Origin of the sequence: Priestia megaterium NBRC 15308 = ATCC 14581 (genome assembly GCF_000832985.1) — a bacterium.
GTDB lineage: Bacteria > Bacillota > Bacilli > Bacillales > Bacillaceae_H > Priestia > Priestia megaterium.
The window spans coordinates 169,425-186,356 of sequence record NZ_CP009921.1; the positions used below are offsets into that span (position 1 = coordinate 169,425).

17 protein-coding genes, 1 pseudogene and 1 riboswitch are annotated in these 16,932 nt (G+C 35.2%); of the genes and pseudogenes, 5 read left to right on the forward strand and 13 right to left on the reverse strand.

The features are described from left to right. Nucleotides 1–10 precede the first annotated feature (10 nt). On the reverse strand, nucleotides 11–772 hold the full coding sequence (locus BG04_RS28340; protein WP_034655818.1) for a pirin family protein: 762 nt from the start codon (nucleotides 770–772) through the stop codon (nucleotides 11–13). 435 nt (nucleotides 773–1,207) lie between these two features. Next, a riboswitch (cyclic di-GMP riboswitch) is annotated at nucleotides 1,208–1,292 on the forward strand. A 16-nt stretch (nucleotides 1,293–1,308) separates the two neighbouring features. On the opposite strand from BG04_RS28340, the gene BG04_RS30140 reads away from it, so the two are divergent. Beyond that, nucleotides 1,309–1,443 carry an anti-repressor SinI family protein gene (locus BG04_RS30140; RefSeq protein WP_080743138.1) on the forward strand — a complete coding sequence of 45 codons (135 nt, stop codon included), beginning with the start codon at nucleotides 1,309–1,311 and terminating at the stop codon, nucleotides 1,441–1,443. Nucleotides 1,444–1,501: 58 nt separating this feature from the next. Here the strand turns inward: BG04_RS30140 and BG04_RS30145 are convergent, their stop codons facing one another. Further along, nucleotides 1,502–1,618 (reverse strand): anti-repressor SinI family protein, encoded by a 117-nt coding sequence (locus BG04_RS30145; RefSeq protein ID WP_234943553.1) that lies wholly within the window; start codon nucleotides 1,616–1,618, stop codon nucleotides 1,502–1,504. 208 nt (nucleotides 1,619–1,826) lie between these two features. Next, a complete protein-coding gene (locus BG04_RS28345; protein ID WP_034655821.1) occupies nucleotides 1,827–2,372 on the reverse strand; it encodes a recombinase family protein in 546 nt (181 codons plus the stop codon). A 978-nt stretch (nucleotides 2,373–3,350) separates the two neighbouring features. Here BG04_RS28345 and BG04_RS30710 point away from each other — a divergent pair. Then, the gene (locus BG04_RS30710; RefSeq protein WP_155276319.1) at nucleotides 3,351–3,524 is read left to right on the forward strand and encodes a hypothetical protein; all 174 of its coding nucleotides are present in this window, start codon (nucleotides 3,351–3,353) and stop codon (nucleotides 3,522–3,524) included. A 117-nt stretch (nucleotides 3,525–3,641) separates the two neighbouring features. Here the strand turns inward: BG04_RS30710 and BG04_RS28350 are convergent, their stop codons facing one another. Beyond that, nucleotides 3,642–4,001 (reverse strand): hypothetical protein, encoded by a 360-nt coding sequence (locus BG04_RS28350; protein ID WP_034655823.1) that lies wholly within the window; start codon nucleotides 3,999–4,001, stop codon nucleotides 3,642–3,644. 268 nt (nucleotides 4,002–4,269) lie between these two features. Further along, entirely contained in the window at nucleotides 4,270–4,743 is a 474-nt protein-coding gene (locus BG04_RS28355) for a hypothetical protein (RefSeq protein WP_034655598.1), read from the reverse strand. Nucleotides 4,744–5,388: 645 nt separating this feature from the next. Here BG04_RS28355 and BG04_RS28360 point away from each other — a divergent pair. Next, nucleotides 5,389–5,985: a VC0807 family protein gene (locus tag BG04_RS28360; RefSeq protein WP_034655595.1), complete on the forward strand. Its 597-nt coding sequence runs from the start codon at nucleotides 5,389–5,391 to the stop codon at nucleotides 5,983–5,985. A gap of 495 nt (nucleotides 5,986–6,480) precedes the next feature. On the opposite strand, the gene BG04_RS28365 is transcribed toward BG04_RS28360, so the two are convergent. The 6 genes from BG04_RS28365 to BG04_RS28385 all read right to left on the reverse strand — a co-directional run bounded on the left by BG04_RS28365 (nucleotide 6,481) and on the right by BG04_RS28385 (nucleotide 13,076). After that, nucleotides 6,481–6,999: a DUF7010 family protein gene (locus BG04_RS28365; protein WP_230586627.1), complete on the reverse strand. Its 519-nt coding sequence runs from the start codon at nucleotides 6,997–6,999 to the stop codon at nucleotides 6,481–6,483. Next, complete coding sequence (locus tag BG04_RS31585; RefSeq protein ID WP_163081940.1) at nucleotides 6,974–7,123, reverse strand: hypothetical protein; 150 nt, start codon at nucleotides 7,121–7,123, stop codon at nucleotides 6,974–6,976. The genes BG04_RS28365 and BG04_RS31585 overlap by 26 nt, the downstream gene beginning before the upstream one ends. 603 nt (nucleotides 7,124–7,726) lie before the next feature. Then, complete coding sequence (locus tag BG04_RS28370) at nucleotides 7,727–8,842, reverse strand: GerAB/ArcD/ProY family transporter (RefSeq protein WP_034655593.1); 1,116 nt, start codon at nucleotides 8,840–8,842, stop codon at nucleotides 7,727–7,729. Between the two features lie 283 nt (nucleotides 8,843–9,125). After that, a complete protein-coding gene (locus BG04_RS28375) occupies nucleotides 9,126–10,220 on the reverse strand; it encodes a GerAB/ArcD/ProY family transporter (protein ID WP_034655590.1) in 1,095 nt (364 codons plus the stop codon). A gap of 26 nt (nucleotides 10,221–10,246) precedes the next feature. Then, nucleotides 10,247–11,467 (reverse strand): Ger(x)C family spore germination protein, encoded by a 1,221-nt coding sequence (locus BG04_RS28380; RefSeq protein WP_034655588.1) that lies wholly within the window; start codon nucleotides 11,465–11,467, stop codon nucleotides 10,247–10,249. Beyond that, nucleotides 11,457–13,076, reverse strand: coding sequence for a spore germination protein (locus tag BG04_RS28385; RefSeq protein ID WP_034655586.1), 1,620 nt, complete (start codon nucleotides 13,074–13,076; stop codon nucleotides 11,457–11,459). The genes BG04_RS28380 and BG04_RS28385 overlap by 11 nt, the downstream gene beginning before the upstream one ends. A 129-nt stretch (nucleotides 13,077–13,205) precedes the next feature. Between BG04_RS28385 and BG04_RS28390 the strand changes: the two genes are divergently transcribed. After that, a complete protein-coding gene (locus BG04_RS28390) occupies nucleotides 13,206–13,433 on the forward strand; it encodes a YczF family membrane protein (protein WP_034655583.1) in 228 nt (75 codons plus the stop codon). Between the two features lie 21 nt (nucleotides 13,434–13,454). On the opposite strand, the gene BG04_RS28395 is transcribed toward BG04_RS28390, so the two are convergent. Both BG04_RS28395 and BG04_RS28400 read right to left on the reverse strand, forming a co-directional pair. After that, nucleotides 13,455–14,207, reverse strand: coding sequence for a DUF4046 domain-containing protein (locus BG04_RS28395; RefSeq protein ID WP_034655580.1), 753 nt, complete (start codon nucleotides 14,205–14,207; stop codon nucleotides 13,455–13,457). Nucleotides 14,208–14,468: 261 nt separating this feature from the next. After that, entirely contained in the window at nucleotides 14,469–15,218 is a 750-nt protein-coding gene (locus BG04_RS28400; protein ID WP_034655578.1) for a YqjF family protein, read from the reverse strand. 177 nt (nucleotides 15,219–15,395) lie between these two features. On the opposite strand from BG04_RS28400, the pseudogene BG04_RS28405 reads away from it, so the two are divergent. Continuing rightward, a pseudogene (locus tag BG04_RS28405) lies at nucleotides 15,396–16,801 on the forward strand (FMN-binding glutamate synthase family protein). Nucleotides 16,802–16,932 lie beyond the last annotated feature (131 nt).

A 16,932-nucleotide genomic window follows, 5' to 3' on the forward strand; every position in this document is an offset into this window, starting at 1 on the left:
AAAACAGAAACTATCTATCTTTTGGATACAATGGATACTCGACTTGAGTTGGAATTTCTATAAACACAATGCGAAGACTATCTCCCTTAGGCTTGATTGTAATGGTTTCAGTTTTCTCAGATTGAATAATAATAAAATCTTTTTTATCAAAAGAGAGCTCTTGCTGCACAATCTTGCCTCCATCACCTCTTATAGCTAGTCCTGCAATGGTTCGATTTGGAGTAAGTGTAAGCTGATAACTTGAGCTATTAGAAATTTCTATATCGTACATAAAGGCATCTGTTATCAGATTAATTGGCGAATCAGTTCCAAGTATAGTTTTAATGGTTACACCCTCTCCTTGAATGACAGGAAATTCCTCGTTTTTATATTTTGAATAGTTTGGTGTACGCTTGATTGCATCATTTAAATATGGTTCAAGCCATATTTGAAACATTTCTGCAGGGCCATCTGATCCTTCAGCATGCCACATGCCTGACCCTGTTTGCATAAGTTGTACACCTCCAGCGTCAACCTCGCTTTGGTTTCCTAGTGAATCTTTATGAAAACCTTTACCTGACAGGATATAGGTTAAAATTTCAAACCCTTGATGAGGGTGTTCGCCAATTCCACCTGCTCCTTTTGCTTGCCCCCATGCCCAGTAGAATAAAGGACCAAGTCGACTGATAACAGATCCTTCACCAGAAAACCCAATGGGTTTTTGTTCTATAATCTTGCCACCATCAAATTCACCTTTTGCCTGTTCACTTGTATGAATGATTTTGACTTCCATTATTGTTCCTCCTATAAGTTAAATGAATGAATTAAAATTGAAACCTAACATTTCAAAAATATTAACAAATATAATGGTATGATTATTAGCTGTTTTTGAAATTATCGCATTTACCCTAACATTAGGATAAATCCGTGTCAACAAAAATATTCCCTATTTTTGATGGAGTGTCTACTGTCAAAAAGCACACCTTTTTATACGGTAAAAAAACGAATGATAAAACCTCTATTTAATCTAAAAAACAAGCCTTGTTAGACTTATTAAAAATACAAGGCCTTATTGTACGCTTGGTTTACGTCTCTTCCTAGCTGATAACTCTCAGCATTATTTTTGGAGTTAGAAATAGTTGTTTAATTCAGAAAATAATTATAGGAATACTCATTTCGGCATACTTCGACATCCATTATGTAGTAATATTTTATATAAATATACACATTCAGATAAAGGCAAACTAGTTGAAAAGCTAGGACGCAAAGCTACAGGTCTAAAGTCAATTGACTATGACAGCTGAGCCTCCTGAAAATCTGGAGGAATTTATGTTTATGGACAGTAAAAAAGAAGTAATAACGTCACATTTAGACCAAGAATGGATTAGACTTATCCAAGAGGCTAAGGAAGTAGGGTTATCGGTTAAAGAAGTAAAAGCATTCTTAGATAATAAACAAACCTAGTGATAATAAAAAACATTAGATAGGCACGCTATCTAATGTTTTTTATTACCGTGTTATCTTAAGATTTTGCTTCTAGAAACTGTTTAAATTCTTCTTTACTCACATTTGAATTCATTGCATCTTTTACTAGTTTCATCCACTCTTCTGGCAGAACTGCTATAGACTTTTTCATCATAGTACCTCCTTACATAAATACTTTTTATCATTTACCGTTTGTTTTAAGCTTAATACTCTATTTTATAGTGACCATCCACTATATTACAACTAAATAGTTAATCCTCTTTACTTTAATCGACTATAGATAGCTGTTTATGTAGTGAAAAATAAAATTCTTTCTACTATTCTCCCGTAGACACCGCATTTTTTAGTTTCTGATATTCTTTTCACCGGCGATAAAAAGTAGCTTCACTTATATTTGTGATTTTACAGATTTCCTTTACAGGCTTATTAGTGGTTTCATGTAGTTCGATAGCATGCCTTACTCCATCATGCTTTAACGTAAATTTCTGTTTCTTTCCTTTATATATACCTTTTCTTTTTGCAATGGCAATTCCAGCTTGTTGCTTTTCTTTAATCATTGTCCGATCAAGCTCACTAAATGCTGACATAACTGTTAAGATGAATTTTCCTGAAGGTGTTCGTGTATCGATACCTAAATTTAAAATCACTAAATGAATACCTCGTGCCTCTAATTCTTCAATAAGTTCCAATAATTGTTTCGTATTTCTTCCTAGACGATCCATTCTTGTCACCATCAACGTGTCACCTTTTACTAATTGATCAAGCAATTGTGTTAATTCTTCTTTTTGATGGTGAATACCAGATACTTTTTCTTGTACAATTCGATCGACGTTTGCCTCTCTCAATTGTTCAATCTGCGAATCTAAAAGTTGATCAAAGGCTGAAACACGTGCATACCCAAAAATCATAAAAAACCTCCTCAAAATCAATAATTAAAAGACAAGTCTATATGATAGTTAAATTATACAGTAAAATCAACCCTCTCCTCAACTATCATTTAGGCATACTCTATTGATTGATTAATTAATAACTAATTATCTCTTTATATTGAGGAATATTCGTATTAACACAAAATTATTGATGTTCCCGAGTACAATAAAATAAATGACTTCAAGTTTTACTTTAAAGCGTTAAATTGTTACCATGTTATTAGACAATCTTTTCTTATTGTTATTCCTTAGCCAAAAAAGCACAAACCATATATAGTGGTTTGTGCTTTTTTAACTTTATAGGCCATTTTATAAACTTTATATTTAAATTCGTTGTCCATCTAATTTATTCGTATGCAAAAAAGAACCCTTAAAGTAGAACGGGGACTGACCGGTTCTACTAAGGATTCTTTTTCCGGAGTATGCAGCTTTTTATACATCTTTATTATGCTAACGGCTTCTTCATAGGTGTATGAAAGATCCATGTATAAGAAGGGCACCATTTATCATATGTTTGTATGGTGAAAAATAGTCTTTACGAGTAAAACATGTTACGATTTACTTGCGGTTATATTTTGGTACTTTATAATTGTCAATCCTGATAAAAACTACCTCGCTTGTTGGAGCATTCTGTATCGAGGTAGTTTTTATTGTATTATCCATTTCAATTATCTCTATATTTTTTAGTCTTCAAGATGTTCGTAGTGGCCCAACTTATAACTCCACCTACTAGCACGCCTCCACTAAGAGCTAAAAGATGATAGATATAGTCCCCAAAATACATACAAACTTCACCTCTACATTTTCAGTGAACTTAATTATATCTATCCTACTACTTTTTCAGTGAAATAATTGTAGTAATTTGGATAACAACGAATAGTTAGTCATTTTTTCCTAAGGGTATATATAAAATATATTGTATTGTTATAAACTGCTTGTGAGAAAAGAGGGCTGTTTATGCTAGATAAATATGAAGTGCTATTATTTACGAGGGATCTTTCAAATTTAACTAAAGATTATCCTACCTGTACAGATCCTTTAACGAAAGAAAGAATGTATCAGCAAATAGAACTGCTACGTGAGGTTCTTCGCTTACACGATCATAGTGAATTCAAATCATCTTTACAGTGATTTTTTATTTAATAAAAGGTGCCTGCCAACTAGCACTCTTTACTAGTTTAGTCTAAAAGACCCTCTAATAAGGTAGAGGGTCTTTTTAATCATCAATAGTTGTATCCATAAGATGTATTACTGTTCTTTAAGATAAGTAAAATAATCTTCTAAAGCTTGCAATGAAAGGGATTCTTTGTAATCGAACTTGTTATCTTCATCTGCTATTTCATAATGAGACCAAGGAATGGCTTGATATACTTCATTTATGAAATCTTTAGATCCTGCTAGTACAATCTTAGCTGTACCAGGCTGGGTAACAGCGAGATAAGCTAGGCCACTTTTTTGACTAAGAGTTTGGAAAACTGTGTATCTTTCTTCAGTTGCTAAGTCAGCCAACTTAGCAGGATAGTAGACAACATCATTACACGGCGTAGGTAAAGCAACAAATTCTTTTGCGAGCGTAGATTGAGTTACATCTTTTGTTATGATTTTCATCACCTCTTCTATATTAGATTTAGCTTATGATTCTTTATACTATCATCTATTTAGTATTTGTAAAAATAGTATAGATACCATTCAATGCAATTATTACTCGTATAGTAGTGACTTCTACAGCCCCAGGCACCCGTCACAAAAACAATCATGTTTGTGATATTACATGGTAAAAACTTATTTAACAAGAAGAGCCTTTACCATCAAGGTGAAGGCTCTTCTTATTATTTGCTCTAATAGATTCTTTTACTATCTTCATCTTTATATTAAATTAAGGTCTATGAAAATTGACGGTTTTCTCGTCATCTCCTGTGCGTTCAAACCATCCTCTAAAGGCCCAGTTATCATAGCCTCCATCACCTTCATTAATAAATGTTCCTTCTTCAAATATCCAGACTCCATACGTAATACCATCGTAATCTACGGTATCAAAGTATTGTACACCTTGTAATTGATCTGAATTATAACCTTGACTCAAATTCATCACCATTACATTATATTGCTGACCCGATTCAAAGAATGCTTTTTCCATCGCTCCCTTGACGAATCCACTTCGGTTATCAGCTGATTTTTTTGCGTCATCAATAGCCTGTCCAATCGCTACAGGATCAACGGTGACTTCTCCTCCAACCTCTGCTGCTTGTGCAGAACCAGTATCATCTCCTAAAGACGGTAGAGTTAGGGGTGTCGCTAACACAGCTAACCCTAATGCAGAAGCCACAGCAGCTTGTTTCGCTTTTTTCATTCTATCTCCGCCTCATTTTTAGATGATCATTAGAAAATTTACTCTATTCATCCAATGTTAAACAAAAATAAGGAAATGATAAGATAGTTTAATTTCATTTATTGTACAATATTGATTTTTCCCACATTCAATAAGGCTATGTGAATTCGTTACCTGAGATGTTTTATCGAAAATCTCCAATATAACATTTAACTTTTCATCATCAGACAAATTCATAAATTTCTTATTTACTGTGCCATTAATGTCGTAGCTATATAATTTAACACCATTTATGGAGACAGAAAAATAATAAATTCCTAATTAGTAATTAGAGATATGATGACGATAATAAGAATATGTTTTGGGAATATTGCAAGAAAATAAAAGTTTCTAAAGCACTGAAATTTGTATTGATTGATCCGTTATATGTAAAATAAAAGTTCATTTCCTCAGAGAAACGCTCTCTGAGGAAATGAACTTTTGTTTTATCGATAACTTGGTTACTCAATGCGAATTTCAGCACTCTAGAAATCTTATTGTTCTATAAAGAAGTAAACTTCTTCTATGTCGAATATATTTTTACATGTTCCTTTTACTCCTAGCTCTTGCGAAAGTTGTGGAAGGTTCAATAAACCATATTGAAAGAATGAAAGGAGGATGTAGAGAATGAAAAGAAGAAAAGTTGAAATAATTGTAAGTGTCCTCTTCAATATTATTTTACTCTATTTAATCTATACTGTTTTAAAAACGCATATGACAAGTATTATTGCACTATCTTTAGCAGCTTGTGTACCATTAGTGGATACACTTTATCATCTCATAAAGGATAAAAAGTTGGATATGTTCTCTTCTTTTATTTTTTTAGGAATTGTTCTTAGCATAGTGGCAGCGTGGATTGGAGGAGATGAACGTTTTATTCTGTTAAGAGAATCGTATGTGACAGGTATAATGGGACTTGTCTTCTTATTTTCTTTATTAGCACCAAAACCAATGATCTATTATTTCGCGATGAGGTTTACTTCAAAAAAATCTGTGATTACAAAACGGTGGGAGGAAGAGGTATCATTCCGTCACTTTATACGAATAATGGCAGCTGTTTGGGGTATCGGACTGATAATAGAAGCGTTGGTGAAAGTTGTCATTGTGTATGAGTTCCCTATCTCTAAAGCTTTAGTCATTTCTCCTATTGTACAGTATATCATTATTGCGATTTTAATTTACTGGAATATTCATTTTGTCAAACAACGTAAACAAAAAGCGTAAATAAAGGAGGTCACTGAATGGCCCTCTGTGACCTCCTTTATTTATGTAACCCGACATTATGTAAGTTCAGTATATAGTATACATTCTCCTTAATTCTCTCTATAATTATAACTAATTTTATGCTTTTATTGTTAGAGCTAAGTAAAGAGTCATTCATTGCAAACTGGTGGAATAACTGCAAAAGAAGAACCATTAAATAGGCCAAGTGGTCTTTCTTTTTATATTGTAGATGATATAAAGTGTTCTGTTACATAAACACGCTTCTGAAACACACCAAAAAGAGCACTTGTTGCAGAAACGGTTCTGCCAAGGACCCTTTTTCCGGAGTATGCAGCTTTTTATACATATGCTCGTCTTTATAAAAAAAGATTTGTATTATTTGTGATAATGTACACTATCACAAATAATACATTTAAAAAAGCCAACTTAATAAAATGTTCATTCTACTTTATAAAGATGGATACATAGTGCCAATTATCAATAGCAAAAAGTACATTATAATCGGGTAGATAACTTATCATTCTCGGCCCCATTCTGGGCTATACTGAGCAGCTTAAATCCTCTAAGGCAAACTATTACCCCAGTTCCCCATAATATTAAAGCTGAGCCAAAACCTACAGATACCCACCAGGTCATAATGTGATGATTGCTTATTATTGTTTTTACAGGAAAAGTTAACATGACAAGCGTTGCTAGTAAGCACAGGAGTATCCCTGTAATATAATAAATTGGTACTTGAAATAGCGATGCCAGAGGAAAAAAATGAGCACCGACAATAAGGGCCATAATAGGCACAAACAAATCTAAGTGATTAGTAGATGCACAAATATAAGAAGCCATAGCAATCAAAAGACCTTCTAAACTAAAAATAATACCGAACCATATACTCTTTTTTCTCCACTGCTCCCTATTCTTTTTGATTACTTCGTTAGATAATTGACTAGACTTCTTTATAATGCAATTGCACCGATAAATAATAGGGCTCCAATCAGAGAGACAGGATAATAAGTACAAGAAATTCCCACCCCTGCATGCCTCTAATTCCAATTCCTGCCCAAAGGGTCCCGAAAAATGCCATAAAGATAGCTCCAACTGCTGTACCACGCACAGCAGCTCTGGGAATAGTAGTTTGGGTCATCTATTATAACCTCCTTTTTTTCACTCGAAAAGCCTTCCTATATTTATAATTTATAAATCAATTGTACAACTTATTCTACTAAAGCTATCTATAGTAAATAAAAAATCATAATATGTATCTTCAAGTATTAATTTCTCTAAAACAAAGCACCTCTTCTTTTGATGGCTAAAGAAGAGGTGCTTTGTTCCTTTATACATTAGGACACATAAGACTAGCATGTAATGCGTTGGAAGTTAAGGATGGCATTATTATAATTTATTATAAAGAATTTTCAGAAAATATATTTTGAACATCACATAATATGTTTAAATGTAAAGAGGGCATTACTATATAATAGCAATGCCTTCTTTACAAAGTGATGATTTTTTTAAACTCGATTAAATGATTAGGTTGATATATAGAATAACATGATATGTAAGCATTTAACAACCTTAAATATTTGTATAGAAAATAGGAATAAATGATGAATTGTTATTAGGGGGTGATAGAGTGAATTTTATAGAAATTCATTAGGAACTTTTAAGAAAATACTAAAACCTCCTATATAAATAAGTTTAAATCATTACATGAAAGCTTGATTTGGCAGATAAACTTGTACATTTTTCATTCTACTAGAGTGGACTCAGATTTCTTAATCCTGGCTCTATTTCTAAAGAAAGCCACAATAAGAAGCAATAGAGGCACTATGACTTGAAGTGGGATATCTAGATAAAACGGTAGTGTTTTAATCCCCTCTTGTACAAGTTCCTCATAATTATTGGCTAGCGACAGGGAATAGAGGAGAATAACAAACCCTAAGGGGTAGCATAAGCTAGATGAAGATTTAATCTTAAATAAATTTGTTGTACCTATCACAACAGCATAAAAAAACACGCTTATCCTAATAAATCCTCCAATAACGGCTGCAAGCATAAAAAACACGTCAAGACGCTCTAAAAAATCAGCTACTTGAATACTCTGAACCGTACTTAAAAGAGGAAATTGTGAACGTGCGGTAAGACTTACACCTAATACACTCACATTTATTAGCATAGTAATCATTAAATTGATCCCTGTTAATCCAATAGCGCTTAAACCAATTCCTTTATTCATATTTTTTACATAAGGTAAAATTATCAAAAACACAACCATTTCACCAAATGGAAAATATATATTTTGAGTCAAAGCAATTTTTAAAGGTAAACCAATTCCTTCTTCTAATACAGGTTGTAAATTATCCAAGTCAATTAAACCAGAACATACAATAAGAATGAATCCAGAAATGGCAAACAGATAGATTAACATAAACAGAAGCTGACTAGACCTTGCCAAGACTTCGATTCCTTTGCTAACGGTATAGATAACAACAAACATTAATAAGGCATTGACAATAAATAAGGGAGTATCGGGATAGGCAAATGTCAATAACATGTCTCCAAAATCCCGAATGACTCTGGCAGCAAGGTTTGCGAAATAGAAAATATAAAGAAATGAAAAGAAACGACCAATCCATTTCCCCATAATTTTTGGGATGAATTCTACAAGTAATAGGTCAGGATAGTAACGATACAGCTGATAGTAGATTAAAAATAGGAGACCTCCCCCTATCATTCCGAACATAATGGATAGCCAAGCATCTTGCTTCGCTTCTATAGCAACAGGGAGAAGAAAAGCACTTCCAAATTCAAACAGCATCATTAAGGTAAATAGTTGACTTCCACTAATTTTTGCTTTTTCCACTAGACAATTACCTCCTTATGAAGGCTATCTTATTAACTAGAAGTTATTGGTTATTTGCTTTTCTTAACTTAAAGTACGCATATATACTTAATAGAATGGCTATCGTCATTATACAAGTAAGAGGAAATAGAATTGTGTTAATAAAATGATCATAAACCCAACTATAAATAAAAATCACCTCAAATATTTTAAATCTTTATTAATAAATACTTACCTCTAGTAATTCAACAGATCTTAATAATTGCTTCATCCTCAAGCACTACTATACATAAAATATTTCTTTTTACGGCTTACTCCTATTTTTGAAGAAAGCAATAAGGAGAAGCAAAAGAGGGATAATTGTGAAGAGAGGCATTTGCAGAACTAATGGTACTATTCGAATTCCTTCATGGAGATGTTCTTGGAAATTTCTCGCAATCGTGATAGACATAAATAGAACGACTAGCCCCAACGGATACGAAAGTCTTGAAGGTGATTTAATCTTAAATAAGTTAGCTGTTCCTATGACAGCTGCATAAAATAACACACTAATTTTAAAGAAAATACCAATTACTAAAGCAAGCATAAAAAATACATCAAGTCGTTCTAAGAAATCAGCGACTTGAATAGCTTGTACCGTACTAAGAAGAGGAAACTGTGAACGTGCTGTCAAATCTACGCCTAGCACACTCACATTAATCATCATGGTAAGAGCCAAATTGATGCCACTTAATCCGATTACAGACAGTATGGTTACCTTAGCTCTTTTGGGATTTTTCAAATAGGGAAAAATCATTGTAAACGCAATTGCTTCAGTAAAAGGGAAATACAGGGTTTGAGTCACTGCCACTTTTAGGACTGGTAACAAGCCTTCTTCAAGCACAGGCTTTAAGCGTGTAACGTCGATTAAACCTGAAGAAACAATCAGAGTAAATCCAACAATCGCCAGGGCATACATAAAAATAAACAGGAGCTCTCCTGATCGAGCAATAACCTCAATTCCTTGTCGAATGGTATAAATAATGACCAGCATTAATAAGGCATTCGCTATAAATAAAGGCGTATCGGTATAGGCAAAGGTTAACAACATTTCACCAAAATCACGTAGAACCCTTGAAGCATCATACATAAAGTAAAGAATATAGATAACGGCAAGGATCGTTCCAAGACCTTTGCCTAAGAGCTTTTGCATGTACTCTGTAGGTAAGAGGTCGGGATAATAGGTGTACAGTTTATGATAGACTAAAAATAGAACCAGGCTACCTAGCATACCAAGCAAAATCGCCAACCAAGCATCCTGTTTTGCGTCTATGGCAAGAGGTACCAATAAAGCACTGCCCAATTCAAATAGTTCCATTAAAATAAATAATTGACTAGCACTAATTTTGGCTTTCTCCATTTAATTGGTACCTCCTCTTTTCATTATTAATTCTCTTTCACTCCTGAAAGGAACGACTTATTTCGTAAACCTGCGCGGCGGACATAAGCTTCGACAGTAATATCGACTTTTGATTTTGGAAAGTACACATCATTCCATTCTGGTTTTATTTTTTTCCATTCATTTGGCCTCGACTGATGGATGACTTCGCCGAATCCAAAGATATCTGTTTTATCTTTTTGCGCACGTTCAATAGCCTTCTTCAGCTCTTTTTTTATTTCTTGCCTCACTGATTGTTCAATTTTTGTAATGACATTTGGATTGGTGATATCTACAGGTACCTCCATTTCACCAATGTCTCCCTCAACACGGGTATGAACTGAAATATGAGGTTTTCCATTCTTGATTTGAGCAGACAAACTTGTTTTTTGACGGACAGTTTGGTAAGCAATGGCTTCTTTCTTCCCTCCCCAGTCAATATTAATATCGGTACCTTGGATTTTATCTAGAATCCATACCGTTCCTCTTGCTGTTTTTCCATACAACCAATCCACTAACTTTCCTCGTTTTAAAACAGCAATTCCAGAAGCTCGAAGCGTTGCTTCAGGCGCACTTTCTTGAAGATTCTCTAACCTTCGCGCTTGCTTATAATCTCCAATCATACGAAATCCTCCTACAACGGCTTTCCCTCCAGGAGACTCGAGTCCCATCATGACGTCTTGGAGTGATACTTTTACGTTCTCTCCCCATTTTCTTTCTGTGAATTCTAACGTTTTCAGCACTTTATTCGCTGGAATTTTATCAACGGGCGTTAATGTTTTGACGAGATCTGCTGCACTTGTGTGATTTGCAATCACCATAGTTGCATTAGCTCGAAAGTCCGGGTCTCGATCAAAAGCATCTATCAAAACGTTTATCCCATCTTCTCTTGCTAATTTCTCTCCAATAACTAATAGGTTGGTATGTGCATAATACACTCGTCGTGCAATCCTACTGGAAGCTCGTCTACTTGCTTCGACTAAATTATCGCCGGAATCCCAATAGATAGTAACAGGTGGACTTTGCGTACCACCTCCGCCTACCAGTCCTCCAGCCACGTTTCCCGGATTAATAATTTGAAGCGTGACAGTATATCTTCCATCTTTTGTTTTATCAACACCCATGGCTGATACAATGGCCAGATCGGTTAACTCTTTTTTACTCCAACAACTAGAGAGCAAGAGTGTCATCGTCGTCATCAATAAAAGAAGAATTCCTTTACGCTTCATTGTTGTCACCTTCTTCAAGAGCTCGGTTCACCATACCACGAGATGCAGGAGGATGAGGGCGTTGATTTTTCCCTTCTCGAATCGTATTTACACTAATTAATCTCGGTCGTTGTCTTAATGTCCACCAGGGTAGTCGTACCACTGTATCTCCATTATTGACGGGTATAAATGGTGCGAATGGCGCCATATAGGGCACACCGAATGAGCGTAAACTGCATAAATGAACGACCATCATGAGAATACAGAGGATAATGCCATAAAAACCAAATGAAGCTGCACCTAACATAAATAAAAAACGAATTAAACGAGCCGAAATGGCCATATCAAAGGAAGGTGTAGCAAAGCTCGCAATTGCCGTTATAGAGACGATAATAACCATCGCTGGGGATACAATACTCGCCTGAACAGCTGCTTGTCCAATGACAAGAGCTCCAACAATGGAGACGGCCGAACCAATGGCTTTTGGCAATCGAATCCCTGCTTCGCGTAAAATTTCAAAGGTGATCTCCATGAGTAGAGCTTCCACGAATGCTGGAAAGGGGACGGATTCTCTCTGTGCAGCAATGGCTACAATAAGTGTTGTGGGTACCATCTCTTGATGGAAGGTCGTGACAGCAACATAGGTAGCAGGTGCAATAAGAGAAATCAGAAACATAGCAATTCGTAACAGACGAATCGATGTGGCAATGTCAAAACGGGCATAATAATCCTCAGCCGACTGGAAAAATTGGATGAATAAAGCCGGGGCAACCAGTACAAAAGGAGTTCCATCAACGAAAATAGCAATGCGCCCTTCTAACAAATTTCCAGCCACTACATCAGGCCTTTCGGTATTATAAATAGTGGGAAAAGGCGTTGCTGTTTGATCTTCAATCAGTTGTTCAATATAACCTGACTCCAAAATGCTATCAATATCAATTTTGTTTAAGCGCTGACGGATTTCTTGAATGACTTGATCATTGGCAATCCCATGGATGTACATAAGCGTCACATCCGTATTGGTTGCACGACCTATCTTGAATGATTCTGTCCATAAATCAGGGGTCTTTATGATTCGGCGTACCATGGCTGTATTGGTCCCAATTGACTCTGTAAACGCTCCTTTTGGGCCTCGAACTACCATTTGAGTGTCCGATTCTGAAATTGTACGTGTTTCTCCACCTTTGGTACTGGCGCTCAGTACCTGATTTATTCCATCTACTAGAACGAGCGTATCACCTGCCATTAGGGTTGAAAATAAATCATCCCAGTTATGGATGGGTGATACGTTACCAATGGTCATCATATCTTCAGAAATCAGTTCTAACGCATTTTGCTTATTCACTTTTGTTTTCTTATCATCTTTCATCATGGATTCCAGTAAAAATTCTTGAATCGATTGATTGTCTACAATACCCTCTATATAGATAATCGCTGTTTCTATATCGGAATTGCTTCCCATTTTTATCTGACGGATAACAACGTCTGGACTATTTCCCGTTTTCTGATGAATCTTATCGAGATTGGCCGATAAGGAATCTTGTATATATTTTCCTGTATTAATAGGGTTATTTTTACTCTCTTGCTGGCGAGTCTTTTTTAGTTTTCCATTTTTAAACAATGAAGACATTGGTTTAAGTCTCCTTCTTTATTTTTAGTTATTTTAACCACATATAGTTTTTTTATGTAATATTTAACAAATATTTTTTGTATCATACTATATGAAAAAGAAGAAGCTACTAAATGGAGCGTGATAAGTATGAAAATCATAGGTATTGCCCTTTTAATGATGGGATGTTTAATGACTTTTTCTTTAGGCATCGATATTTTTCAAGGATTTGATGTTTCTCAAGCATTATACAATGCGGTAAGTCCGTTTCGAGTAATGGAAGTTACCGAATTATTTGTGCTTTTTTTTCTTCTTTTTCTTTTTTTTGCTGAATCTGCCTATCTTTTTATAAAAAAAAGAAAGGGAAATGAGAGCTAATACGGACACTTGTCTCCATTTTTAGTTGACTTTCTGCATTTCTTGACGTTTTATCCATTTTTTTACATTACTCATTTGGCCATCGAAGGCCATCTGAAAGAGACCTGTGAGCTGACAATCATTGAAGTGTTGACTTTTTATGTTGAGAAACGCCTCTTCATAGGATAGAAAATGGAGTTGGTTAAATAAGAAGTCATCCATTGCCTCTTGAATAGAGGCTTCGTTTTTCCAACAATTCATAGGAACATTAGCAAATTGCCAGGGTTTAAAGGAACCTGGATAAACAGCTTCAATCACTTGAAAAGGGGATTGTCTAAAGAGGGAAAAGACACCTCCTAGACCATATTGGTTGAAAAAGTGAAAATTAACCCGATGAGGAATCTCATTAAAAGGAATTTTTAGTTCTTCCTCTAGTACATATTTTACTGCCTCAATAGCACGATTTTTCCCTTCTTCTCCTTTCCAATATTTACGGGGTACTTGTCGAAATTCCCACGGCTGGAATTCTCCAGGATAGGCATTATCAATGACTTCGTAGTAATTCCATCCATATAACATAGCAGGTGGTCTAAGGCGATGAGACCATAATGTATCTGCTCCTACTTTAAGAGGGATTTCATGAATAGGGATTGATAACCGTTGTTCAAGTAGATAGCGTGTTATATAGTTCATATATGTTTTTCCTTCGTTACCTACAAAAAAACCGTTAGGAAATCGTTTTCTTTTCCCATCTAGAACTTGCTGATAAATTTCAATAACTTGATCTCTATCCACTACTTCAACTTCCTTTTAAAAATTATTTTAAAAATATTATGTATAGTTACGAGATTTATATAAAATGGAACGGACTGTTAGCCTGATAAAAGGAGCGTTTAGTCTATAATAAATAATCTTACAGCTTTTAAATCTTAACTATTATAAGAGCATTCCTTATCACTTGATATTTCTAATAAATGTAATTTTTGTTTTTGTGTAAATATAAATTATAGATCATCCCCAAGTTTGGAATACATCAGGATTCCGATTGAAGGATGTTTATTCGTTCCTTATTTTCTTAATATTCCATATTAGCGAATCCACACCTATGGAGAAATGAGCGATCGGTTCTACTTCAGAAAGGTTAAAATGAAAAGGTATAAAAAGGTTATTCCTAAATATTTCTATCTCTGCTTTTTGTAACGGCCAAGGCTGGTGGTGTATTTCACCAGAATAGATGTTGGCTCCGTTACTCGAACTATAGAGACAATATCGCTCAGTTAACCAATGATCAAGAGTTCCTTCTTTTGAAAAATAAACTTCAGATACGGGAGCATATTTACCATTGAAGGATATAGAAGTATTCGTGTTTCCTTTGCGAATACTCTGGCAATGAAAGGTGTGGCCTTCTTTTCGAAAAGAAATTTGCGCTGAATGATAAGGCAAACGATACCACCTCTTTGCAATGTTTAAGGAAGCCCAGTTCCCAACGTCAATAGACATAAAATAAATACCGGGCTTACCATTGCGTTTAACATATGTCCTTACATTGATTTCTGGGAATTTAGGGGTTAGGGAAACAGATGATATTCCACGGGGATAGATTCCCTCTAAAACGAATAAAATGACACCTATCCATGCGGATCCATTAAAGGTGTCAATTTGTAGAGAAGAAGGCACATACGGTCGAAGTTTTTTTAGTGGAATAGGCCAATGTAAAAACAATAGATTTCTCCAAGTTTGTCGCATAATCCAATATTTTGAAGCCAATGGCCAAGACCGATGAATAACATCATTCATTATGTTCATGAAATCACCCCTTATATATATCCATAGTTTGGTTGAAAGTAAAACTTTTATACAATTTGGAATGGAAAAAAGCTCAACTATTTTCAAATCCTCTTTTTTATATAATTTATCTTTTTTGGATAAAATAAGAAGTGTAAACTTACATATTGAAAATATGCTAAATATGGAGTCATAAATATGTCGAACATTTTTTATTATTTGACCTTTGCGATGATGGCAATTATACTTTTCTTTTTTTATTCGTTCTTTTTGGTTGGCGCTGGATAATAAAACGAACAGTGAAACAAATGGGGAAAATTGTTTTAACCGATAGTTATCAAGAAAATATAATGGAATTGATGCCGGGACTTCGGCATATGGGTATTCAAAATATGCTAGAAAATAGCTTGCGTGCAGCGACGGGCGACGTCCTCCATCGTCCACTTGGATCTTCCAAAAAATGGCCGCATTTGGATCCACTTACCTTTATCCCTGCGCAAACGTCACCATTTCCAATTGATGGCGAGGAAGATGTAGATGTTGCGGTTACCATTGGTCCAAAAGCAAAAAAACCAATGAAAATAAAAATTCCACTTATGATCAGTGGAATGGCATATGGTATTGCGCTTAGTGAAGAAGTAAGGCTTTCTTTGGCTGAAGCAGCGAATAATGTGGGAACAGCGATTAATTCTGGGGAAGGTGGGGTCTTACCTGAAGAATTAAACCAAGCTGGAAAGTATATTTTACAGTTTTCAAAAACAGATTGGTCAAAAGAAGAAGAGCTATTTAAAAGGGCCGATATGATTGAAGTTAAATTTGGGCAAGGTGCTTTAGCAGGAACGGGTGGGAAGATTTCACCTAAAAATTTAACAGGACGTGCCCGTGAAGTGATGGGACTAAAGGAAAACGAGGATGCAGTAATTTACGATAATTTTTTTGAAGACCAAACTTTAGATGATTTGAAAGAACTTGTTGAAACACTTCGTGAGCTGTCTGGTGGGGTTCCCATTGGGGCCAAAATGGGAGCTGGTGGGAAAATTGAAGAGGACATCGATCATTTAATTGACATTGGTATTGATTATATTGCGGTAGATGGGGGACAAGCAGCTACATTAGGTGCCCCACCTATTTTATCCGACGACTTTGGAATCCCAACCCTTCATGCGATTGTCAGGGCTGCCAATCATTTAGAAAAGAGAAACATGAAAGGGAAAATTAGTTTAATTGCCTCTGGCGGCCTCCTAGTCCCCGGGCATTTCTTAAAAGTAATCGCTCTCGGAGCCGATGCAGTATATGTAGGCTCTGCTATGTTATTTACCGTCTCCCATACTCAATCATTGAATCCCCTTCCATTTGAACCGCCTACACAAGTCGTTTGGAATCAAGGAAAATTCAAGGATCAATTTAAGATTGAAGAAGGAGTAAAAGCAGCAGAGAAATTCTTAACAGCAAGTACAGAAGAAATGAAAATGGCATTAAGAGCAATGGGCAAACGCTCATTAAAAGAATTGTCAAAAAAGGATCTCGTGTCCTATGATGAATTAACTGCAAAAATGGTTGGAATTCCATTTTCCTTCGAACCATGGGAAGATAAAAGTCATTAAATCCTTAAAGTTGCTTATTAGCATAATAGTTCATAATCAACTCTCTTAAGGGATATTATGGTAATTAAATTCGGCGATATCTGTAAAAATAGAAAAGCACAAACCCACTATATATGATTTGTGCTTTTTTG

Bases quoted from the DNA above. Each gene is read 5' to 3' on its own strand.
- BG04_RS28385 (WP_034655586.1), bottom strand. From the start codon at position 13,076: ATGTCTTCATTGTTTAAAAATGGAAAACTAAAAAAGACTCGCCAGCAA.
- BG04_RS28340 (WP_034655818.1), bottom strand. From the start codon at position 772: ATGGAAGTCAAAATCATTCATACAAGTGAACAGGCAAAAGGTGAATTT.
- BG04_RS28375 (WP_034655590.1), bottom strand. From the start codon at position 10,220: ATGGAGAAAGCCAAAATTAGTGCTAGTCAATTATTTATTTTAATGGAA.
- BG04_RS30710 (WP_155276319.1), top strand. From the start codon at position 3,351: ATGCTAGATAAATATGAAGTGCTATTATTTACGAGGGATCTTTCAAAT.
- BG04_RS28400 (WP_034655578.1), bottom strand. From the start codon at position 15,218: ATGAACATAATGAATGATGTTATTCATCGGTCTTGGCCATTGGCTTCA.
- BG04_RS30145 (WP_234943553.1), bottom strand. From the start codon at position 1,618: ATGATGAAAAAGTCTATAGCAGTTCTGCCAGAAGAGTGGATGAAACTA.
- BG04_RS28350 (WP_034655823.1), bottom strand. From the start codon at position 4,001: ATGAAAATCATAACAAAAGATGTAACTCAATCTACGCTCGCAAAAGAA.
- BG04_RS28380 (WP_034655588.1), bottom strand. From the start codon at position 11,467: ATGAAGCGTAAAGGAATTCTTCTTTTATTGATGACGACGATGACACTC.
- BG04_RS28355 (WP_034655598.1), bottom strand. From the start codon at position 4,743: ATGAAAAAAGCGAAACAAGCTGCTGTGGCTTCTGCATTAGGGTTAGCT.
- BG04_RS31585 (WP_163081940.1), bottom strand. From the start codon at position 7,123: ATGACCCAAACTACTATTCCCAGAGCTGCTGTGCGTGGTACAGCAGTT.
- BG04_RS30140 (WP_080743138.1), top strand. From the start codon at position 1,309: ATGTTTATGGACAGTAAAAAAGAAGTAATAACGTCACATTTAGACCAA.
- BG04_RS28345 (WP_034655821.1), bottom strand. From the start codon at position 2,372: ATGATTTTTGGGTATGCACGTGTTTCAGCCTTTGATCAACTTTTAGAT.
- BG04_RS28360 (WP_034655595.1), top strand. From the start codon at position 5,389: ATGAAAAGAAGAAAAGTTGAAATAATTGTAAGTGTCCTCTTCAATATT.
- BG04_RS28390 (WP_034655583.1), top strand. From the start codon at position 13,206: ATGAAAATCATAGGTATTGCCCTTTTAATGATGGGATGTTTAATGACT.